Raw genomic sequence first — 21,182 nt, 5'->3', positions numbered from 1 at the left:
CTCGCGCCGGCCGAGCAGCCGGTCACGGTCGCGGCGATCCTCGCCGACTTCTTCCGGATCGAGGTGTCCGATGCCACGGCCTGAGCGCTCCGAGCCCGACCGGACGGCCGCGCAGGCCCACGCGGACGGGATGACCGTCCGCCGGGCCGTGCTCTCCGACGCCCACGTGGACGCGGCCGAGGCGCGCACGAGCGAGTTCACGTCGGACTTCCAGGACCTCATCACCCGCTACGCCTGGGGCGAGATCTGGACCCGGCCCGGCCTCGACCGGCGCATGCGCAGCGCCATCACGATGACCGCCCTCATCGCGAACAGCCACTGGGACGAGTTCGCCATGCACGTGCGCGCCGCCCGCCGCAACGGGCTGACGGTCGAGGAGATCCAGGAGGTCCTCCTGCAGTCGGCCATCTACCTCGGCGTCCCCAGCGCCAACCACGCCTTCGCGATCGCGCAGGAGCAGATCGCCAGATACGAGCAAGAAACCGAGGAATCGTCATGACTGCGCCCACCCCAGCGCTCACCCAGTCCTTCGTCTACGACGCGGTGCGGACCCCGTTCGGCCGCTTCGGCGGAGCGCTCGCCGGGACGCGACCGGACGACCTCGCCGCCATCGTCGTCAAGGCGATCGTGGACCGCTCGCCGGGGCTCGGGGGCGACCCGGCCCGCATCGACGAGGTCGTCTTCGGGGACGCGAACCAGGCCGGCGAGGACAACCGCAACGTCGGCCGGATGGCCGCTCTCCTCGCTGGGCTGCCGACGAGCATCCCGGCCACGACGGTCAACCGCCTCTGCGGCTCGAGCCTCGACGCGGCGATGGTGGCCTCGCGGGCGATCGAGGTCGGCGACGCCGACATCGTCCTCGTGGGTGGAGTCGAGTCCATGAGCCGGGCCCCGTGGGTGCTGCCGAAGACGGAGAAGCCTTATCCAGCAGGGAATCTCACCCTCGCCTCGACGACGCTGGGATGGCGGCTGGTCAACCCGAACATGCCGTCCGAGTGGACCGTCTCCCTCGGCGAGGCGACCGAACAGCTGCGCGAGAAGTATGACGTGGGGCGCGAACGCCAGGACGCCTTCGCCGAGCGCTCGCACCGGCTGGCGGACGAGGCGTGGAGCTCCGGGTTCTACGACGAGCTCACGGTCCCGGTGCCGGGTGTGGCCCTGGCCCGCGACGAGTCGATCCGTCCCGACACCAGTATCGAGCGCCTCGGCGGGCTGCGGACCTCGTTCCGCAAGGACAACGGCACGGTCACCGCGGGCAACGCCTCCCCCCTCAACGACGGCGCCTCGGCCGTGCTGCTCGGCAGCGCCGCGGCGGCGGACCGGATCGGCCTCGAGCCGGTCGCCCGCATCGCGGGTCGCGGGGCGCACGCGGTCGAGCCCCAGTTCTTCGGCTTCGCCCCGGTCGAGGCGGCGAACAAGGCGCTCGAGCGGGCCGGGATCACGTGGGACGACGTCGAGGAGGTCGAGCTGAACGAGGCCTTCGCCGCCCAGTCGCTCGCCTGCATCGACGCCTGGGGCATCGACCCGGAGATCGTCAACCCGCACGGCGGTGCCATCGCCATCGGGCACCCGCTCGGGGCCTCCGGCGGCCGGATCCTCGGCACCCTGGCGCGGAGCCTGCAACGCGGGGGCAGGCGCTGGGGCGTCGCGGCGATCTGCATCGGCGTCGGCCAGGGCCTCGCCGTGGTGCTGGAGAACGTCTCGGGAGCCAAGGCGTGAGGACAGGAGCGAGGTACGAGCGAGGCCCGGAGCGCCGATTCGGCTTCCGAGTCCCAAGGCCCTGCGAAGCAGGCGTGACGGACCGTTTGTGAAGTGAGGGGCCGGGCGCCGGCCTCCTGAGCGGCATACACAACCAAGCGAGGAAACCAGATGGTGCAGATCTCAGAGTCGGTCGAGCAGGCGGTCGCCGACATCCCGGACGGGGCGACCGTGCTCATCGGCGGGTTCGGGCCGGCCGGGCAGCCGGTCGAGCTCATCGAGGCGCTGGTCCGGGGCGGCGCACGGGACCTGACGGTGGTCAACAACAACGCCGGCAACGGCGACGTCGGCCTCGCGGCGCTCATCGCGGCCGGCCGCGTGCGCAAGATCATCTGCTCGTTCCCGCGCCAGCACGACAGCCACCACTTCGATGCGAAGTACCGCGCCGGGGAGATCGAGCTCGAGCTCGTGCCTCAGGGCAACCTCGCCGAGCGGATCCGCGCTGCCGGAGCGGGCATCGGGGCGTTCTTCACCCCGACCGGCTACGGCACCCCGCTCGCGGAGGGCAAGGAGGTGCGCGAGATCGACGGCAGGAACTACGTCCTCGAGTACCCGATCCACGCCGACTACGCCCTGGTCAAGGCGTTCCAGGGCGACGAGGCCGGCAACCTCGTCTATCGCAAGACGGCCCGCAACTTCGGCCCGGTCATGGCGACCGCGGCCGGGACGACGATCGCTCAGGTGCACGAGCTGCTGCCGGTCGGCGGCATCGACCCGGAGGTCGTCGTGACACCGGGCATCTACGTCAGCAGGCTTGTCGTCGTTCCGCGTGAGGCGACGCCCGAGCCGGAGGAGGGACAGTGAGCCAACAAGCACCCGCCGGAAGCTACGAGGGGCGGCTCGGCCGCGACGCGCTGGCCGACATCGTCGCGAGGGACATTCCCCACGGCGCCTACGTCAACCTCGGGATCGGGCAGCCGACGCTCGTGTCGAACTACCTGGACGCCGACAGCGGGGTCACCCTCCACACCGAGAACGGGATGCTTGGGATGGGCCCCGAGGCGCACGGGAACAAGATCGACCTCGACCTCATCAACGCCGGGAAGATCCCCGTCACAGAGCTCCCGGGCGCGTCGTACTTCCACCACGCCGACTCGTTCGCGATGATGCGCGGCGGCCACCTCGACATCTGCGTCCTCGGCGCCTACCAGGTCTCGGCGAAGGGCGACCTCGCGAACTGGCACACGGGCGAGCCGGACGCGATCCCGGCCGTCGGGGGTGCGATGGACCTCGCCATCGGGGCCAAGGACACTTTCGTCATGATGAACCTGCTGACCCGGGACGGGCAGAGCAAGCTCGTGGCGGAGTGCACCTATCCGCTCACCGGGGTGGCGTGCGTGAGCCGGGTCTACACGGACCTCGCGGTGTTCCTCATCGAACCGGAGCGGGTCGTGGTTCGCGACACCTTCGGCATCGGCTTCGACGAGCTGTCGGCACTCGTCCCCGTCCCGCTCGAGCAGGCGTGAGCGAGGGCCTCGAGCGGGGTGAGCGCACCGACTTCGTCCAGTCGGTCGCCAAGACGCTCGACGTCATCCAGGCCTTCGATGCCGACCACCACTCCCTGACCCTGTCCGACGTCGCCCGGCGGACCGGGCAGAGCCGCGCCAGCGCCCGGCGCTTCCTCCTCTCGCTGGAGGCGCTCGGCTTTGTCCGGTCCGACGCCGGCCTCTTCAGCCTGACCCCGCGGGTACTTGCGCTCGGGCACGCGTTCCTCTCCTCGCTGCGGCTGCCGGAGATCGCGGAGCCGCACCTCAAGGCCCTCTCCCAGCGGCTCGGCGAGTCCACCTCGGCGTCGGTCTTCGACGGCGACGATGTCGTCTACGTGGCCCGGATCCCGGCACGGCGCATCATGTCGGTCGCCATCCGCGTCGGCTCACGTTTCCCCGCGTATGCGACGTCGATGGGCCGGGTGATGCTGGCGTTCGCCCCGCAGTCCGCGGTCGAGGCGTATCTGGACCGCGTCGTCCTCGAACCGCTGACGGACCGGACCGTGGTGGAGCCGGACGCCTTGCGGGCCGAGCTGGACCGGGTGCGGCGGCAGGGCTGGGCCGTCGTCGACCAGGAGCTCGCGATCGGACTGCGTTCAGTGGCGGCGCCGGTGCGCAACGCGGCGGGCGATGTCGTGGCCGCGATCAACGCCTCCACCACGTCGCAGCCCGGCTCCGGTCCCTTGGACCCGGCCGTCGTCGACGACGTCGTGGCCACCGCCGACCGGATCTCGGAGGACCTGCGACACGCCAGCCCGGACCTGGAGGGCGAGCAGCCCGGCTGGGGCCAGCCTCGCTGACCTCCCGAGCGCCTGTGACGGGTGGGACCGGGCGCTCACTCGACGTGTGGCGGGTGGGACCGGGCGCTCACTCGACGGCAGGGTCGAGGGAGCGCTCCGTCACTTGCGTCCCACGCCCCCACGCCCCCACGAGCGCTGAGCACGCTCGCAGCGCAAGCGCTCAGCGGCATACGTGATCGGTCAGGTCACCGGCCAGCCGGTGTAGCACTCGGCGAGGTGCGCGGAGGCGTGTCGTGACGAGACGATGTCCGTCAGCTGACCCAGCTGGCGACGGGCGTCGAACGGCGTCTCGTCCGGCAGGGCGTGGAGCATCGTCGTCATGCGGTAGGAGAACTGCTGCGCCTTCCAGACCCGCTCGAGCGCCCGGCCGCTGTAGGTGTCGAGCAGCTCGGTCTTGCCGAGGTTGACGGCCGCGTCGAGCAGCTCGTGGAGGACCTTGACGTCCTGGAGGGCGAGGTTGAGGCCCTTGGCGCCGGTCGGCGGGACAGTGTGCGCCGCGTCCCCGGCGAGGAAGAGGTTGCCGTGGCGCATCGGCTCACAGACGAAGCTGCGGAAGGGCAGGATCGTCTTCTCGGTGATCGGCCCCTCGATGAGCCTGAAGCCGCCACCCTCGACTCGCGTCTGCAGCTCCTCCCAGATCCGGTCGTCGCTCCACCCGTCGATGTCCTCGGTGGGGGAGCACTGGAAGTACATCCGCTGCAGGACGTGCGTGCGCTGGCTGATGAGGGCGAAGCCCCGGTCGTGCCGGGCGTAGATGAGCTCCGGCGCGCTCGGCGGTGCCTCGACCATGATCCCGAACCAGGCGAAGGGATACTCCTTGAAGTAGTGCCGGCGCAGCGACTCCGGCAGCTCCTGACGGCACATGCTCCGGGACCCGTCCGCGCCGACGAGGTAGGCGCACTCGACCTCGTGGTCGACGCCGTCGGCGTCGGTGAAGCTCATGACCGGCCGGGCCGTCACGTCGCGCACGCTCGGGTCGGTGACGCCGAACCGCACGTCGCCGCCGTCCCGGGCGCGCGCGTTGGCGAGGTCGATGAACACGTCGGTCTGCGGGTAGAGCCAGACCGAGGCACCGACGAGCTCCTGGAAGTTGATCCGGTGCCCCTCGCCGCCGAACCGCAGCTCGATGCCGTGGTGCTCGTAGCCGTCGGTGAGGACGCGGCCGTCGACGCCCGTGTCGGTGAGGAGCCGCACGCTGTCCTGCTCGAGGATGCCGGCGCGGTTCGTGTGCTCGATCTCGTCCCGGGAGCGGATGTCGATCGCGACCGAGTCGATCCCGCTCAGCGCGAGCAGGTGGGACAGCATGAGGCCGGCGGGACCGGCGCCGACGATTCCGACGGTCGTGTACTCGGTGGACATGGAGGACCTTTCGCCGGGGGTATGCCGTGTGGCGTGCCCGTCCTTCTCGCCATCCTCCCGCTCGCGCGTCCTCCGCGGGAGGGGCGCCGGTCAGGACGGCTTGGCGGTCGGCCAGGGCCAGGCCGTGCAGCCGTCGAGGCCGTAGCTCTGCTGCAGCATGACGGGGGCCGGCTTGCCCTTGCCCGGGCACGCGGCATGGCCGTGGCCGATGCCGTGCCCCACCTCGTGGTTGACCTGGTAGATCCGGTAGGTCGCGACGTCCTTGCCGTAGGCCTCCTCCACCCCGAGCACCCAGCGCTTGGCGTTGAGGACGGCCCGGCCGTTCGCGAAGCAGCTGACCCGGCCGCGTGTCTCGAGCGGCGCGCAGAGCTTGTCCGTCGTGTCGGGGCTAGCGAGGGTGACCCGGACGTCGACGGGGTCACCGCGCTTGGCCTGGGCCGGCGTGACGTTGACGAACCGGACCTTGTCCTGGGTCTGCCAGCCGCGCGGGTCGGTCAGCACCGAGGCCACCGTCCGGGCGTAGTCGTTCGTGTCGATGCCGAGGCCGCCCTCGGCCTCGACCGTGTAGCGCACCGTCCGGCCCGACTTCGGCGTCTCCTGGACCGCGTCCTCGGGCACCGGCAGCACGGTGAACGTGCCGTCGCCCTCCGGCACCACGGTCGGAGACGCGCTCGGCGTCGGCGTGCTCGGCTGGCCGTCGCCGCGCTCTCGCGGGTCGTTCATGGCGGGGGCCGGCGCGGCAGGGGGAGGGGCCAACGCGCCGGTGCGCGAGCCGACGCTCATCGCCGCGCCGACGGGGCCACCCGCCGGCTGGCGGCCGACGTCCTGCCCGGCGGCCCCCGATGCGACCGCCCAGACATCCAGCACCAGGCAGGCGAGCACGGCGACGGCCGAGAGCGAACGGCGGCGAACCGCCACCTGCTCACGCCTTCGCGCCCTCGTCGACATGCCTCCACGCTAGCCAACGAGGTGCCGGTGCCCGCCGATTTGGCTCGGCGCGCCCGGACAACTACTCTTGACAACGACCAATGACCGCCGGTTGGAGACCGTGGCCACCACGGACTCCCGAAGGTTCCGCACGATGCGGGCAACCAGCGCAGGTGACTCAGCTGAGCGGCATACGTGTTATGTCGTGTGATGCCCCGAGCGCTTGCGCCGGGGCCTTTTTCGTGTGGGCCCTCCGGACCACCACCCGGCGGCGCAACGCAAGGGAAGGAGGCCCAGATGGCAAACGCCGAGAAGACGGCAGCCATCGCCGAGATCGCGGACAAGTTCCGTGAGTCCGGCGCGGCCGTTCTCACCGAGTACCGCGGTCTGACCGTGAAGCAGCTCTCCGAGCTGCGCAGCTCGCTCCGAGGACACGCCACCTACGCCGTGGTCAAGAACACGCTGACGGAGATCGCCGCCAAGGAGGCCGGGATCACGGCCTTCGACGGGCACCACCAGGGCCCGTCCGCAATCGCCTTCGTGACCGGTGACGCGGTCGAGGCGGCCAAGGGCCTGCGTGACTTCGCCAAGGCACACCCCCTCCTCGTGATCAAGGCCGGCGTCCTCGACGGCAAGGCCTTGAGCCCTGAGGAGATCACGAAGCTCGCCGACCTCGAGTCGCGTGAGGTTCTCCTGGCCAAGCTTGCGGGCGCCATGAAGGGCTCCCTCAACAAGGCCGCCTACCTCTTCGCCGCACCTCTCGCGCAGACCGCTCGCGTTGTCGACGCGCTGCGCCAGAAGGTCGAGGCAGAGGGCCCGGTCGCGGCTGCCCCGGCGGCCGAGACGGGCGAATCGGCCGACGCCGCTCCCGCGGCCGAGGCCAGCACCGACGTCGCCGAGGGTGGCGACGAGAGCTGACGCCACTGGCGTGACAGCTCGATCCGATTAACAGCCACTCACGGCATCAGTACGAAAGGAAGCCATCATGGCGAAGCTCAGCACCGACGAGCTCCTTGACGCGTTCAAGGAGATGACCCTCATCGAGCTCTCCGAGTTCGTGAAGCAGTTCGAGGAGACCTTCGAGGTCACCGCTGCCGCCCCCGTCGCGGTTGCTGCCGGCCCCGCTGCCGGCGGCGGCGCGGGCGAGGCCGCTGCGGAGGAGGAGAAGGACGAGTTCGACGTCGTTCTCGTCGCCGCGGGTGACAAGAAGATCCAGGTCATCAAGGAGGTCCGCGCGCTCACGAGCCTCGGCCTCAAGGAGGCCAAGGACCTCGTCGACGGCGCCCCCAAGCCCGTCCTCGAGAAGGTCGACAAGGCTGCGGCCGAGAAGGCCAAGGAGCAGCTCGAGGGCGCCGGCGCCACCGTCGAGCTCAAGTGAGCTGTCCCGGCTAGCCGGGATCTCCAGCACCGCGAAGGCGGGTCCGACTTGGTCGGGCCCGCCTTCGCTGCTTCGTGCCCGCTTCGAGGCGGGTCTCGCTCCGCTTCGCGGGCGGGATGGGTGGCGCTCCCTCCGGTTGCCCGCTTGGCGGCCGGGGTGGGTGGCGCTCCCTCCGGTATGAGCGGCATACGCGTTTCGTTGTCGGGCTCGCTCCGCCGGGAGGTATGCCGCTCACAGTCGGTCGCGCGCACCCACCCCGCCCGCTGGGATGCGATCGGTCGCGCGCACCCGCTCCGCCCGCTCGTGCCGGGCGCTGTCACGCGCGCTCCGCTGTCTACGAGGTCCATCCGGGGCTCGGTTCGGTAGGGCGCGAGCCGGGTCGGGCCTACAAGATCCAGCCGGAGCTGGGTTCGGTAGGGGCAGGCGTCAGAAGGCGGCGCCGGGGTTGAGGATGCCCTGCGGGTCGAGCGCGTCCTTGATCCGGTGCGTGAGGGCCATGACGTCCGGGCCGAGCTGGTCGGGCAGGGCGGCCTTCTTGAGGCGGCCGATGCCGTGCTCGCCGGTGATCGTCCCGTCGAGGCGGATCGCCAGGTGCATGACGGCGTCGAAGGCCTCGGCGGCCCGCTCCTTGGCCGCCGCGTCGCCGCGCGGGTAGAGGACGATCGGGTGGGTGTTGCCGTCGCCGGCGTGCGCAACGGTCGGGATCCGGACGTCGTGCTCCTCGGCGATCGCGGCGATGCCGGTCAGCAGCTCGGGGAGGCGCGGCACCGGGACGCCGACGTCCTCGAGCATCAGCGCGCCGAGTCGCTCGATCGCCGGGAACGCCGCCCGCCGCGCCGCCGCGAACATCGCGCCCTCGACCGGGTCGTCCGTGACGAAGCACTCCTTCGCGCCGACCGCCTCGCACGCGGCCCGCACCGACTCGATCTCCTCGGCCCGTGCCGCCCCGGGCGCGTCCGACTGGCAGATGAGCAGTGCCCCGGCCGTGCGGTCGAGCCCCATCGCCTGGTAGTCCTCCACCGCGTTGATCGAGGCGTTGTCCATCAGCTCCATCATCGAGGGCCGGAGGGTCCTGCCGACCTCGACGACGGCCTGGGCGGCCGCCTCGACGGTGCCGAAGGTGGCAACGAGGGTCGCCGCCGGGTGCTGCGCCGGCACGAGCCGCAGGACCGCGCGCGTCACGATCCCCAGCGTCCCCTCGCTGCCGACGAAGAGCTTGAGAAGCGACAGGCCGGCGACGTCCTTGATCCGCTTGCCGCCGAGGCGGACCAGAGTCCCGTCGGCGAGCACGACGTCGAGCCCGAGGACGTAGTCGGTCGTGACGCCGTACTTGACGCAGCACAGCCCGCCGGCGTTCGTCGCGATGTTGCCGCCGATCGAGCAGATCTCGAAGGACGCGGGGTCGGGCGGGTACCAGAGGCCGTGTTCCGCCGCGGCGGCCTTGACCTCGGCGTTGAAGGCGCCCGGCTCGACGACCGCCGTCCGGGATGCGACGTCGATCTCGATCGCCCGCATCCGCTCGAGCGAGAGCACGATGCACCCGTCCACCGCGCACGAGCCGCCCGACAGGCCGCTGCCCGCGCCGCGCGGCACGACCGGCACGCCGCGCCCGGCGGCCCAGCGCACGGTCGCCACGACGTCGTCCGCGTGCGCCGCGCGGACCAGGCACAGCGGCATACCCGCGGCCTCCGACTGGCTCCAGTCGCGCCGGTAGTTCTCCACGGTGGCGGGGTCGGTCGTCACCGCGCCCTCGGAGAGGGCGGCGCGCAGGTCGTCGAGGTCAGTCGCGGTCACGAGGCCACGGTAACCACAGGCGCCGTATGCCGCTCAGCCTCCATCCCACGTGCGGGCACAGTCAGTAGGTTGTCGCCATGGGATGGCTGTCGCGCGCGAAGAGGTCCGAGGGGGACCAGTCGACGGGGGAGAGGACCGCCGTGCCACCGCCGCCGCCCGCGCCCGGACAGGCGGGCGCTCCGACGCCGCCCACCCCCATGGGGCGCTACGGCCCGCTCGTCTCGGTCACCTCCTTCGACCAGGCGCCTGTCGAGCTGACGTGGCAGACGCCCGTGAACGGTGAGCTCTACCGGCTCGTCCCCGGGCCGGACCGCCCGGACTACTCAGTCATGGTCCTGGAGCGCCCGATCCACTTCTACCCGCCCGAGACCTTCGACACTGGGCGGGTCCCCGACGAGCGCCGCGTGCCGGACCGGAAGGGTCGGCCGATGGTGCGCGTCGATGCACTGGTCGTCTGCTCCCGCTTCGTCGGCCAGCAGCTGCATCCCGGCATGAAGGACCTGCCCGTCAACATCGCCTACGTCATCGACGAGGGCGTCCTGACCGAGCCGAGCCTCGACTTCGCGAAGATCGAGTACGCCGCGATCGGCCTGGTCACGGAGGGCCGGGTCGAGCGCGAGCCGGAGCCGGCTGGCCAGAGCGCCGCGCCGGCATCGTCCGAGGACGACCAGGTGCTCGGCGAGGCGGCGAGGGCGCTGCGGGAGGGTGTCGAAGAGCAGCGCGGCGCCCGCGTCGAGCAGCTCACCGCGACGCTCACCCTCGACGCGGGCCGGGTCGTCGGCCTGACCGGGGTGGCCGACGGGACACCGCCGGTGCCGACGCCCCAGGCCTTCGACCGGATCGGCGCGGTCCTCGCGGCCCTCCCGTCGGGGACGGGTGCCGCTCTGGAGGCGCTGGACGTGACGGTGGTCGGCGACGACGTGACGTGGGAAACGCGGCATCGTATCTGACGGCATCGCACCGCGCGGACGATCCGCGCGATCTCAACGAAAATGTGGGTGCACAAGCCCCATTTCGCGCGTTCCGCTCAGTAAGGTAACCGGCGGGTAACCCCGCGTCCCACCGTGGGGGACCCGTCCGAGTCCCCCGACGGAGAGGTGCCACATGGGCGTGGAGATCGCGGTCACCGGCCTCACCAAGACGTTCGGGTCGCAGACCATCTGGCGGGACGTCACCCTCACCCTGCCGGCCGGCGAGATCTCCGTCATGCTCGGCCCGTCGGGCACCGGCAAGTCGGTCTTCCTCAAGTCCCTCGTCGGCCTGCTCAAGCCCGACCGGGGCTCGATCGTCATCGACGGCAAGGACCTCACGAAGCTGCGCGAGCACGACCTCTACGAGGTGCGCAAGCTGTTCGGCGTCCTCTTCCAGGACGGCGCGCTCTTCGGCTCGATGAACCTCTTCGACAACGTCGCCTTCCCCCTCCGGGAGCACACGAAGAAGACCGAGGCCGAGGTCGCCCGCATCGTCCACGAGAAGATGGAGCTGGTCGGTCTCGAGGGCGCGGAGAAGAAGCTGCCCGGCGAGATCTCCGGAGGGATGCGCAAGCGCGCCGGCCTCGCCCGTGCCCTCGTGCTCGACCCCGAGATCCTCCTCATCGACGAGCCCGACTCGGGCCTCGACCCGGTGCGCACGTCGTACATCAACCAGCTCTTCGTCGACCTCAACGCCCAGATCGACGCGACGTTCCTCATCGTCACCCACGACATCAACACGGCGCGGACCGTCCCCGACAACATCGGCCTGCTCTACCACCGGCACCTCGCGATGTTCGGACCACGCGAGATGCTCCTGTCCTCCGAGGAACCGGTGGTGCGCCAGTTCCTCAATGCGCAGACGGTCGGACCGATCGGCATGTCGGAGGAGAAGGACGCCGACGAGCTCGCCGCCGAGTCGGGCCGGGAGCTGCCCCCGCTGCCGCCGATCGCCCCCCAGCTCGGCACGAGTGACGGCACGCCGCGGCGGGGGCAGCGCCCGGCGGGCGAGTGGTGCCGGCAGAACGGCGTGACCCCGCCGCCCGGCTCGTTCCTTCCCGCCGGGGCGACGACACCCCCAGGGACCACCGAGTATGCCGCGGAGCTGGCCTCCGCCGCAGCGCCCGGTCCCGTCGGTGGTGGCGGGGAGGTGGGCTGAGATGGCCGCGCCCCTGACCGGCGTGCTGCGGCAGTCCGGCTCGCTCTTCGCCCTCGCGCTCGATGTGCTGCGCGCGTTGCCACGGCGGCCCTTCCAGGTCAAGGAGTTCATCCAGCAGTCGTGGTTCATCGCGAGTGTGACGATCCTGCCGACCGCGCTCGTGTCGATCCCGTTCGGGGCGGTCATCGCGCTCCAGCTCGGCACCCTGACCCGACAGCTCGGGGCCCAGTCCTACACCGGCGCGGCGAGCGTGCTCGCCGTGCTGCGGGAGGCCAGTCCGATCGTCACCGCCCTGCTCATCGCCGGCGCCGGCGGCTCGGCGATCTGCGCCGACCTCGGCTCCCGGAAGATCCGCGAGGAGATCGACGCGATGGAGGTGCTCGGGATCAGCCCGATCCAGCGCCTCGTCGTGCCACGGGTGCTCGCCTCGATGCTCGTCGCGGTCCTGCTCAACGGCCTCGTCTCGGTCGTCGGGGTCGTCGGCGGCTACTTCTTCAACGTCATCGTCCAGGGCGGCACACCGGGCGCGTACATCGCGTCGTTCACGGCACTAGCCCAGCTGCCCGACCTGTGGACCGCCGAGATCAAGGCGCTCATCTTCGGGGCGATCGCCGCGATCGTCGCTGCCCACAAGGGCCTGAATGCGGGAGGCGGCCCCAAGGGGGTGGGCGACGCGGTCAACCAGAGCGTCGTCATCACCTTCATGCTGCTGTTCGTCGTCAACTTCGTCATCACGGCCGTGTACTTCCAGGTCGTCCCGCAGAAGATCTGAGAGGCCGACATGACGAACCGTCAGCTGCTCGAGATCGCGTCCCGCCCGGCCCGCGCCCTCGACTCGCTCGGCGAGCAGATGCGCTTCTACGTCCGCTCGCTCGCGTGGAGCGGACGGACCATGCGCCGCTACCGCAAGGAAGTGCTGCGCCTGCTCGCGGAGGTGTCCCTCGGCACCGGTGCCCTCTCGGTCATCGGCGGCACGGTCGGCGTCATCGCGTTCCTCGCCTTCTTCACCGGCACCGAGGTCGGGCTGCAGGGCTACTCGTCGCTCGAGCAGCTGGGCACCGGGGCCTTCACCGGCTTCTTCGCCGCCTACCTCAACACCCGGGAGATCGCGCCCCTCGTCGCCGGCCTCGCGCTCGCCGCCACCGTCGGGTGCGGGTTCACCGCCCAGCTGGGGGCGATGCGGATCTCCGAGGAGGTCGACGCCCTCGAGGTCATGGGCATCCCGTCGCTGCCCTTCCTCGTGACGACCCGGATGATCGCCGGCTTCATCGCCGTCATCCCGCTCTACGTCCTCGGGCTGCTCAGCTCGTATGCCGCGACGAGGTTCATCGCGACGTCGTACTTCGGGCAGTCCAAGGGGACCTACGACCACTACTTCCACCTCTTCCTGCCCCCCGGTGACGTCTTCTGGTCCTTCGCCAAGGTCATGGTCTTCGCCGTCGTGATCATCCTGATCCACTGCTACTACGGCTACACCGCCTCGGGCGGCCCGGCCGGGGTCGGTGTCGCCGTGGGCAAGGCGGTGCGCACGTCGATCGTCGCGATCAACGTCGTCGACTTCTTCCTCTCGCTCGCGATCTGGGGCGCGACGACGAGCGTGAGGATCGCCGGATGACGCAGGCCCCTCCGGAGCAGCCCGCCACCGACGTGTCGACCGACGCGACCCCCGGGCCGGTCACCCAGCACACCCGGTGGCGCCTCGGCACGAAGGCCTACGGCGTCGTCTTCCTCGTGGTGCTTGCCCTGCTGCTCGGTCTCGCGGTGGCCGCCTACCAGAAGCGCTTCACCCCCGTCGTGCGGGTCACCCTCGAGACGAGCCGCCTCGGCAGCCAGCTGCAGGAGAGCTCCGACGTCAAGCTGCGCGGCCTCGTGGTCGGCGAGGTGCGCCACGTCGAGGCGACGCCGCAGGGCGCCCGGATCGAGCTGGCGCTGCAGCCGGACGAGGTCGGCAAGATCCCGGCGAACGTCAACGCCCGGCTGCTCCAGAAGACCCTCTTCGGCGAGCGCTACGTCGACCTCGTCACCGTCGATGCCGCCAGTCCGCGTCCGATCCGCGAGGGCGACGTCATCACCCAGGACCGCAGCCGGGTCGGCATCGAGCTCGAGACGGTCTTCGACAACCTCTACCCGCTGCTGCGGACGGTCGAGCCGGCCAAGCTGGCGACGACCCTCGGGGCGCTCGCGACCGCCCTCGACGGCCGCGGCGACCAGCTCGGTCAGAACCTCGTCCGGCTCGACCGGTACCTGAAGGCGCTCAACCCGCACCTGCCGGTCCTGCAGCAGGACGTCGCCCTGCTCGCCGACACCGTGGGCATCTATGCGGACGCGGCTCCCGACCTGTTCCGGCTCACGGAGTCGCTCCGGGTGACGAACCGGACCGTCGTGGACAAGCAGCAGCAGCTGGCGGCCTTCCTCGTCGGCGCCGCCGGCTTCGCCGACGACGCCGCCGGCTTCCTCCACGACACCGAGCAGCGGATCATCCAGGTCGGCCGCGTGTCCCGCCCCACGCTGAAGCTGCTCGCGCGCTACTCGCCCGTCTACCCCTGCCTGGCCGGCGGCCTCGCGGGATGGCTGCCCCGGATCAACGGGGCGTTCAGCGGCGGCACGTTCCACATCACCGTCGAGGTCGTGCCGCCGCGCCAGCCCTACCGTCCGGGTGAGGAGCCCCGCTGGGCCGACAAGCGGGGCCCGCACTGCTACGGGCTGCCGAACCCCGGTGGCAGCCAGGCGAACCCGTACCCGGGCCTCCACTTCAACGACGGCACCCGGCCGGCGAGCACCGCCTCCCCGCTGTCCTCGCTGCCCGCGGGCCTCTTCGAAGCTGCGGCCGACTCGGGCACGGCGGGGACGGCGGAGGAGCAGCAGGTCGTGGCAGCGCTCCTCAGCCGCGACACCGGGGGCCAGCCCAGCGGCATACAGACGCTCCTGGCGGGACCGCTCCTGCGCGGGACGGTGGTGAGCAACGGATGACGACCCGAGCGAGCCTCGTCAAGCTGCTCATCTTCGCCGCGGTCACCATCGCCGCGACGAGCGTCCTCGCGCTCACCATCGCGAACGTCCAGCGGGGCGACAAGGCGACCTACACGGCGCTGTTCACCGACGCGACCGGTGTGCAGTCCGGCCAGGACGTCCGGATCGCCGGTGTGCGCGTCGGCGAGGTCACCGACGTCCGTGTGTCACCGCACCGGGACGGCGACGGCGCGAGCGCCGAGGTCGAGATCCGGGTGCTCCGGACATCGCCGCTCACCAAGGGCACCGAGGCGACGATCAAGTACCGCAACCTCGTCGGCCAGCGCTACGTCGCCCTGACCCAGGGCGTCGGTGACGCCACGCCGCTGACCGACGGGGCGATCATCCCGCTCCAGCGAACCCACGCGGCGCTCGACCTCACCGTGCTCTTCAACGGGTTCAAGCCGCTCTTCGCGGCGCTCTCGCCCAAGGACGTCAACGAGCTCTCCGGCCTGATCGTGCAGACGCTGCAGGGTGAGGGCGGCGACATCAACTCGCTACTGTCGAGGACCGCCTCGCTGACCTCGGCCATCGCCGACCGCGACGCCGTCATCGGGCGCACCGTCGACAACCTCAACGCCGTGCTCGGCACGGTCGACGAGCACGACACCCAGCTCGCCTCCCTCATCGACCAGCTGCAGCGCTTCACGAGCGGACTCGCCGCCGACCGTGAGACGATCGGCGCCACCCTCGACGGCATCAACTCGCTCTCGGCGGAGACGGCGAAGCTGCTCGTCACGACGAGGCCGGCCATCAAGGACGACATCGCCCAGCTGCGCACCCTGGCCGGGACCCTGACGAAGCCGGACAACGCGAAGCTGTTCGAGGAGTTCATCACGACCGTCCCGACGCGGATCAGCACGCTGACCCGCACCGCGAGCTACGGCTCCTGGTTCAACTTCTATCTCTGCCGGTTCGACACCAAGCGCCCGATCCTGCCCGGGGTCAGCCCGAGCTACAGCGTCTCGTCGGCGAGGTGCTCGTCATGAGGTGGTCGAGCGTGCCGTTCCGCGAGCGGAACCCCATACCGATCGGGGCGATCGGACTGCTCGTCATCGCCCTGCTGCTCGCCCTCGCCTTCAACGCCGAGAAGCTGCCCCTCATCGGCGGGGGCACGAGCTACAGCGCCGCGTTCAGCGAGGCCGGGGGCATCAAGCCGGACGACGACGTCCGGGTCGCCGGCGTGAAGGTCGGCAAGGTCACCGGCGTCGACCTCGAGGGCACCCACGTGCGGGTCGACTTCCGGATCACCGAGGACGTCGGCTTCGGCACCCTCACCAGTGCGTCCATCCGCATGAAGACGATCCTGGGGGAGAAGTACCTCGCCCTCGACCCGCACGGTCCGGGGCGCCTCGCCGCCGAAGCCCAGATCCCGCTCCAGCGGACCGTCAGCTCCTACGACATCGTCAACGCGTTCCAAGACCTGACCACGACGACCGAACGCATCGACACCGACCGGCTCGCGGAGTCGCTGACCGTCCTCGCGACCGAGTTCAAGGACAGTCCGGAGCAGGTGCGGGCCGCGCTCGACGGGCTCTCCCGCCTCTCCCGGACCGTCGCGAGCCGCGACACCGAGCTGTCCCGCCTGCTCGAGCACGCGAACAAGGTGAGCGGACTCGTCGCGAGTCGCAACGAGCAGGTCGGGCGGATCATCAACGACGCCGACCTGCTCATGGTCGAGCTGGCCAAGCGGCGTGAGCAGATCCGCACCCTCTTCAAGAACACGTCCGAGCTGGCGACCCAGCTGACCGGCCTGGCCCAGGACAACCGGGCCCAGCTCACCCCGGCCCTCAAGGCCCTCGACTCGGCGCTCGCCCTCCTCGAGAAGCACGACCGGGACGTCGAGAAGACGATCCAGGCCATGGCCCCCTTCACCCGGGTCTACGCCAACACCGTCGGCACCGGCCGCTGGTTCGACACATGGGTCTCCAACCTCGTCGTGCCCGTCGGCGCCCCCGGGCTGTCCCAGCCCGGAGCGAAGCTGCCCAGCCTGCTGGAAGGAGGACGATGATGGCGCAGTCGGACCCGCACGCTGAGTCCCGCCCGTCCGCCGGTGGCCGGCGCCGTATGCCGCTCAGCCGGCGCCGTATGCCGCTCAGCCGGTCACGCCTGCCTGGCACCCTGATGGCGCGGCTCGTCACCGGTCTCGTCGTCGTCGGGCTCGTCGCCGCGGCGTTCGTCGTGTGGCCCCGGACCTCGCAGACCACGGTGAGCGCCGACTTCGTGCGCGCCGTCGGCCTCTACCCGGGATCCGACGTGCGCATCCTCGGGGTGCGTGTCGGGCAGGTCGACTCCGTCGTGCCGCAAGGCGACCACGTGCACGTCACGTTCAGCTTCGACGACGCCCACCGGGTGCCCGCCACCGCCCGGGCCGCGATCGTCGCCCCGTCGCTCGTGTCGGACCGCTACGTCCAGCTCCTGCCGGTCTACAGCGGCGGTCCCGCCCTCGCGGCCGGAGCGCGAATCCCCTTGGACCGCACGGCGGTTCCCGTCGAGCTGGACCGCATCTCGCAGAGCCTCGACGACCTCATGGTCGCGCTCGGGCCCGACGGGGCCAACAAGGACGGCGCCCTGAACCGGCTGCTCCAGACGGCCGCCGCGAACCTCGATGGCAACGGCGACCGGCTCCACTCGACGGTGCACGACCTGTCGACCGCCCTCACCACGCTCTCCGGGAGCAAGGAAGACCTGTTCGGGACGGTCAAGAACCTGCAGTCCTTCACGTCGATGCTCGCCTCCAACAACGACCAGGTCCGCCGCCTCAACTCCGACCTCGCCACGGTCGCGGTCCAGCTGAGCGAGGAGCGCGAGAACCTCAAGCTCGCCCTGAAGAACCTCGGCGTCGCGACGAACGAGGTGTCCTCCTTCGTCAAGGACAACCGGGCGCTGCTCAAGACCGACGTCGCCCGCGCGGTCGCCGTCACTGAGACCCTCGCGAAGAACCGCGACGCCCTCTCCGAGGTCCTCGACAACGCCCCCGTGGCGCTGTCCAACCTGCAGAACGCCTACCACCCGCAGACCGGCACCCTCGACACCCGCAACAACGCCAAGGGCCTGGATGACCCGCTCCTGCTGATCTGCTCGATCCTCACCGGGCCGACGCACACCGGCAACACGAAGCTGTGCTCCTCGCTCAAGTCCGCGGTCCTGCCGCTGCTGCCGAAGCTGCCAGCCCTGCCCGGCCGGATCGCCCTCGACGGGACGCTCGGCAAGGACCGCCTCGTCGACCTGCGCGGCGCCGACCCGACTCTGGGCGGCCTGCTGGGAGGTGTGCCGTGATGCGACCCGACCTGCCCTCCGCCGCGGTCGCCGCCCCCTGGAGAAGGGCCGGCATCGCCGCGACGGTCCTCGGCGTCCTCGCCCTCGGGGCTGCCGGGTGCTCGGCCTACGACCTGTCCCTGCCCGGGGGAGCCGGTGTCGGCGGCGACTCGTACAGCGTGACCGTCGACTTCGCCGACGTCCTCGACCTCGTGCCGAAGTCGTCGGTCAAGGTCAACCAGGTCACCGTCGGCTCGGTGGAGGAGATCCACGTGACCGGCTGGACCGCGCAGGTCCGCCTGCGGCTCCCGCGCAGCGTCGTGCTGCCCGACAACGCCGTCGCCGAGCTGAAGCAGACCTCGCTGCTCGGCGAGAAGTACATCGCGCTCGGGCCGCCCACGGACGAGCAGCCGGTGGGGCGCCTCGGCGACGGCGACCGCATCCCGATCTCACGCACGAGCCGCAACCCCGAGGTCGAGGAGGTCCTCGGCGCCATGTCCCTGCTCCTCAACGGCGGCGGCGTCGCGCAGCTGAAGACGATCGAGACCGAGCTCAACAACGCCATGCGGGGGCGCAGCGCCGACATCAAGGACGTCATCGGCCAGCTGAACACCTTCGTCGGAGGGCTCGACGCCCGCAAGGCGGACATCGTGCGCGCCATCGACAGCATCGACCGCCTGTCCTCGACGCTGGCCAAGAACCAGGACAAGATCGGCAAGGCGCTCGACGAGCTGCCGGGCGGCCTCAAGGTCCTCGCCGACCAACGCGAGAAGCTGACCGCAATGCTGACCTCGCTGCGGGACCTCGGCGAGGTCGGCACCCGAGTCATCCGGGGCGCCCGCGCCGATCTCGAGGCGAACCTCAAGGCGCTCTCGCCGATCCTCACCCAGCTCAACGCGGCGGGCGACGACCTGCCGAGGTCGTACGAGCTGCTGCTCACCTATCCGTTCCCGGCAAGCGCGCAGGGGGCCATCCACGGGGACTTCACCAACCTCTGGGCCACCCTCGACACCGACCCGAAGACGATCGCGGACAACCTCGGCGTCGGCCGGCTGCCTGGGTTGCCGACGCCGACGCCGTCCAAGCCCGGGCGGCCCGGGCCCACCCTGCCGACGCCCTCGCTGCCGAGCCTGCCGCTGCCCACCGTGACGCTGCCCGGCGTGCCGCTGCCGACCCTGACCTCGCCCACGCTGCCCACCATCCCGCTGCCGCCGCTGCCCCTCTCACAGACCGACGGGCGCACCCAGAGCGAGCCCTCCGCCTGGATGGCCCTCTTCCCGACCGGAGGCGACCGATGATCACCCGCAAGGTCCGCCTGCAGCTCGCGGCGTTCGCGCTGCTCTCGGTCGCGCTCGTCGCCGTGCTGTCCGCCCGCTACGTCGGGCTCACCGACCGGCTCCTCGGCGGCAGCTACCGGGTCTCCGCCGACCTGGCCCAGTCGGGTGGCATCTTCGTGGGGGCGGAGGTGACCTATCGCGGCGTCACCGTCGGCAAGGTCGAGAGCCTGCGCCTGTCCCAGGACGGGGTCCTCGTCGACGCCCGGCTCGACCGGGGAACCGAGGTGCCGAGGGACGCCCGAGCCGTCGTCGAGAACCGCTCCGCCGTCGGCGAGCAGTACCTCGACCTGCAGCCACAGTCCTCCGGCCAGCCGTACCTCCGGGCGTGCGACACGATCCCACGCGACCGGACGGCATACCCGATCCGCGTCGACCAGCTGCTCCAGCACGTCAACAACACCGTCGCGTCGGTGCCGCAGGCCGCGCTCGTCACGACGATCGACGAGCTGGCCCGCGCCTTCCAGGGCGGGGGTGCGGACCTGCAGCGGCTCATCGACTCCGGCGACAGCCTCACCGCTGCGGCGACCCAGGCGCTCCCCGAGACGACCAAGCTGATCGACGACGGGCGCATCGTCCTCGACACACAGGTGCGCAGCGGCAAGGACATCCGGACCTCCATGGCCGGCTTCGCCGATGTCGCCGGCGCCCTGGCGACCGCCGACCCCGACCTGCGGTTGGTGCTCGACCGGGGCACGGTCGCGGTCAAGGAGCTCGACGGGCTCATCAGCGACAACAAGCAGAACCTCGCGGCCCTCCTCGCCAACTTCATCACCATCGGCAACGTCACGACCGCGCACGTCGACGGGATCGAGCAGATGCTCGTGACCTACCCCGACGTCGTCGTGGGCGGGTACACGGTCGTGCCGGGGGACGGCACCGCCCACTTCGGCCTCGTGCTCAACGTCGACGACCCGAAGGCGTGCGAGCAGGGCTACGGGGGGACGAAGAAGACGGACCCGCACCAGACCACGAACCTGCCACCGGTCAACACCGGCGCCCACTGCGCCGCCCCGCGTGGATCCGGGATCAACGTGCGGGGGGCCCAGAACGCCCCGCACGCCGGCTCGGGCCGCGCCCAGAGCTACCCGATGTCGTATGGCGCACAGCCCCTTCCGCTCGGCAGCGCCGGGGCCGGGGTCAACCCTGCCGCCTTCGCCGTCAGAGCCCCTGCCGGGCCGACCGGCGCCACCGGGGCCGAGCAGTGGCTCTGGATGATGCGGGGGGCGCTGCAGTGACCGCTATCACCGACGAGCAGAATGGCGAGCCGCTGACCGAGAACGAGGGGAACCGCGAGATGACCGATGTGACGGCCGACGAGGGCGTCGCCAGGCAGTGGCGACCCACCCCGCGGCTCCTCTGGGTGGTCGCGGCGGTCCTGTTCCTCGCCGCCGTCGTGGTCGCCGCGACCCTCGGTAGGGGCACCTGGGAGGCCAGGGCGCAGGCCGAGAACGAGGCCGAGGCGCTCGCAGCCGGCCGGCAGCTCGCCGTCAACTTCGTGACAATGCACGCGGACTCGTTCGACGCGGATGCGGCACGTGTCCTCGCGGGCGCCACGGGGAGCTTCAAGAAGGAGTACGAGTCGACGTTGTCCCAGCTGAAGCCCGTCGTCACCGCGAACAAGACCGTATCGACGGTCGAGCGCGCCGAAGCGTCGTTGGTCTCTGCCGACGCGGACTCGGCACGCGTCATCGTCGGGGTCGTGGCGCCGACGACGAACACCGCGACGACGACGCCGCAGAAGAAGACCTACCGGCTACGCCTCGACCTGACCAAGGTCGGTGCCGAATGGAAGGTGGGCAACCTTGAGTTCGTCAGCTGACCGGCGCCGGGCCGGCGCGCCGCCGCCCGGCGGAGCCCGCAAACGCGTCGCGGGTTCCCGGCGGCGGGCCGCATCGATCCCGCCCCCACCCCCCTCGGTGCACCCCAGTATCGTGACATATCCGCC

21 protein-coding genes are annotated in these 21,182 nt (G+C 71.1%); 18 read left to right on the top strand and 3 right to left on the bottom strand.

Going from position 1 to position 21,182, the window contains the following annotated elements; all coding sequences use genetic code 11:
* The first annotated feature begins 70 nt into the window (after positions 1–70).
* The 5 genes from pcaC (at position 71) to ACTHJJ_RS04585 (ending at position 4,045) form a co-directional block, all read left to right on the top strand.
* Positions 71–499, top strand: coding sequence for a 4-carboxymuconolactone decarboxylase (gene pcaC, locus ACTHJJ_RS04605; RefSeq protein ID WP_440301761.1), 429 nt, complete (start codon positions 71–73; stop codon positions 497–499).
* On the top strand, positions 496–1,719 hold the full coding sequence (locus tag ACTHJJ_RS04600; protein WP_440301760.1) for a thiolase family protein: 1,224 nt from the start codon (positions 496–498) through the stop codon (positions 1,717–1,719). Before pcaC ends, ACTHJJ_RS04600 begins: the two co-directional genes overlap by 4 nt.
* A 150-nt stretch (positions 1,720–1,869) precedes the next feature.
* Entirely contained in the window at positions 1,870–2,562 is a 693-nt protein-coding gene (locus tag ACTHJJ_RS04595; RefSeq protein ID WP_440301759.1) for a 3-oxoacid CoA-transferase subunit A, read from the top strand.
* Positions 2,559–3,224 carry a 3-oxoacid CoA-transferase subunit B gene (locus ACTHJJ_RS04590; RefSeq protein ID WP_440301758.1) on the top strand — a complete coding sequence of 222 codons (666 nt, stop codon included), beginning with the start codon at positions 2,559–2,561 and terminating at the stop codon, positions 3,222–3,224. Before ACTHJJ_RS04595 ends, ACTHJJ_RS04590 begins: the two co-directional genes overlap by 4 nt.
* Positions 3,221–4,045, top strand: a complete 825-nt coding sequence (locus ACTHJJ_RS04585; protein ID WP_440301757.1) for an IclR family transcriptional regulator domain-containing protein — start codon at positions 3,221–3,223, stop codon at positions 4,043–4,045. The genes ACTHJJ_RS04590 and ACTHJJ_RS04585 overlap by 4 nt, the downstream gene beginning before the upstream one ends.
* Before the next feature lie 180 nt (positions 4,046–4,225).
* Here the strand turns inward: ACTHJJ_RS04585 and ACTHJJ_RS04580 are convergent, their stop codons facing one another.
* Entirely contained in the window at positions 4,226–5,404 is a 1,179-nt protein-coding gene (locus tag ACTHJJ_RS04580; RefSeq protein ID WP_440301756.1) for a 4-hydroxybenzoate 3-monooxygenase, read from the bottom strand.
* A 90-nt stretch (positions 5,405–5,494) separates the two neighbouring features.
* Positions 5,495–6,352: a DUF3152 domain-containing protein gene (locus tag ACTHJJ_RS04575; RefSeq protein ID WP_440301755.1), complete on the bottom strand. Its 858-nt coding sequence runs from the start codon at positions 6,350–6,352 to the stop codon at positions 5,495–5,497.
* A gap of 276 nt (positions 6,353–6,628) precedes the next feature.
* Here ACTHJJ_RS04575 and rplJ point away from each other — a divergent pair, with 276 nt between their 5' ends.
* Positions 6,629–7,249: a 50S ribosomal protein L10 gene (gene rplJ, locus ACTHJJ_RS04570; RefSeq protein WP_440301754.1), complete on the top strand. Its 621-nt coding sequence runs from the start codon at positions 6,629–6,631 to the stop codon at positions 7,247–7,249.
* 67 nt (positions 7,250–7,316) lie between these two features.
* Positions 7,317–7,709, top strand: coding sequence for a 50S ribosomal protein L7/L12 (gene rplL, locus ACTHJJ_RS04565; RefSeq protein ID WP_440301753.1), 393 nt, complete (start codon positions 7,317–7,319; stop codon positions 7,707–7,709).
* A gap of 426 nt (positions 7,710–8,135) precedes the next feature.
* Here rplL and ACTHJJ_RS04560 read toward each other — a convergent pair whose 3' ends face one another.
* Positions 8,136–9,503 (bottom strand): FAD-binding oxidoreductase, encoded by a 1,368-nt coding sequence (locus ACTHJJ_RS04560; protein ID WP_440301752.1) that lies wholly within the window; start codon positions 9,501–9,503, stop codon positions 8,136–8,138.
* Between the two features lie 77 nt (positions 9,504–9,580).
* Between ACTHJJ_RS04560 and ACTHJJ_RS04555 the strand changes: the two genes are divergently transcribed.
* The 11 genes from ACTHJJ_RS04555 (at position 9,581) to ACTHJJ_RS04505 (ending at position 21,056) form a co-directional block, all read left to right on the top strand.
* Positions 9,581–10,453, top strand: coding sequence for a hypothetical protein (locus tag ACTHJJ_RS04555; RefSeq protein ID WP_440301751.1), 873 nt, complete (start codon positions 9,581–9,583; stop codon positions 10,451–10,453).
* A gap of 154 nt (positions 10,454–10,607) precedes the next feature.
* Positions 10,608–11,633, top strand: a complete 1,026-nt coding sequence (locus ACTHJJ_RS04550; RefSeq protein ID WP_440301750.1) for an ATP-binding cassette domain-containing protein — start codon at positions 10,608–10,610, stop codon at positions 11,631–11,633.
* Between the two features lies 1 nt (position 11,634).
* A complete protein-coding gene (locus tag ACTHJJ_RS04545; RefSeq protein ID WP_440301749.1) occupies positions 11,635–12,405 on the top strand; it encodes an MlaE family ABC transporter permease in 771 nt (256 codons plus the stop codon).
* A gap of 9 nt (positions 12,406–12,414) precedes the next feature.
* Positions 12,415–13,248 (top strand): MlaE family ABC transporter permease, encoded by an 834-nt coding sequence (locus tag ACTHJJ_RS04540; RefSeq protein ID WP_440301748.1) that lies wholly within the window; start codon positions 12,415–12,417, stop codon positions 13,246–13,248.
* Positions 13,245–14,603 carry an MCE family protein gene (locus ACTHJJ_RS04535; protein ID WP_440301747.1) on the top strand — a complete coding sequence of 453 codons (1,359 nt, stop codon included), beginning with the start codon at positions 13,245–13,247 and terminating at the stop codon, positions 14,601–14,603. The genes ACTHJJ_RS04540 and ACTHJJ_RS04535 overlap by 4 nt, the downstream gene beginning before the upstream one ends.
* Positions 14,600–15,631, top strand: a complete 1,032-nt coding sequence (locus ACTHJJ_RS04530) for an MCE family protein (protein ID WP_440301746.1) — start codon at positions 14,600–14,602, stop codon at positions 15,629–15,631. Before ACTHJJ_RS04535 ends, ACTHJJ_RS04530 begins: the two co-directional genes overlap by 4 nt.
* Positions 15,628–16,653: an MCE family protein gene (locus ACTHJJ_RS04525; protein WP_440301745.1), complete on the top strand. Its 1,026-nt coding sequence runs from the start codon at positions 15,628–15,630 to the stop codon at positions 16,651–16,653. Before ACTHJJ_RS04530 ends, ACTHJJ_RS04525 begins: the two co-directional genes overlap by 4 nt.
* Complete coding sequence (locus ACTHJJ_RS04520) at positions 16,653–17,921, top strand: MCE family protein (protein WP_440301744.1); 1,269 nt, start codon at positions 16,653–16,655, stop codon at positions 17,919–17,921. Before ACTHJJ_RS04525 ends, ACTHJJ_RS04520 begins: the two co-directional genes overlap by 1 nt.
* Positions 17,921–19,198: an MCE family protein gene (locus ACTHJJ_RS04515; protein ID WP_440301743.1), complete on the top strand. Its 1,278-nt coding sequence runs from the start codon at positions 17,921–17,923 to the stop codon at positions 19,196–19,198. The genes ACTHJJ_RS04520 and ACTHJJ_RS04515 overlap by 1 nt, the downstream gene beginning before the upstream one ends.
* The gene (locus ACTHJJ_RS04510) at positions 19,195–20,472 is read left to right on the top strand and encodes an MCE family protein (protein ID WP_440301742.1); all 1,278 of its coding nucleotides are present in this window, start codon (positions 19,195–19,197) and stop codon (positions 20,470–20,472) included. The genes ACTHJJ_RS04515 and ACTHJJ_RS04510 overlap by 4 nt, the downstream gene beginning before the upstream one ends.
* A complete protein-coding gene (locus ACTHJJ_RS04505) occupies positions 20,469–21,056 on the top strand; it encodes a hypothetical protein (protein WP_440301741.1) in 588 nt (195 codons plus the stop codon). The genes ACTHJJ_RS04510 and ACTHJJ_RS04505 overlap by 4 nt, the downstream gene beginning before the upstream one ends.
* Positions 21,057–21,182 lie beyond the last annotated feature (126 nt).

The sequence above is a fragment of the Intrasporangium sp. genome (assembly GCF_051961875.1).
Taxonomy (GTDB): domain Bacteria; phylum Actinomycetota; class Actinomycetes; order Actinomycetales; family Dermatophilaceae; genus Intrasporangium_A.
The sequence above is the reverse complement of the archived record's forward strand: the minus strand, read 5'-3'. Positions and strand labels throughout refer to the sequence as shown.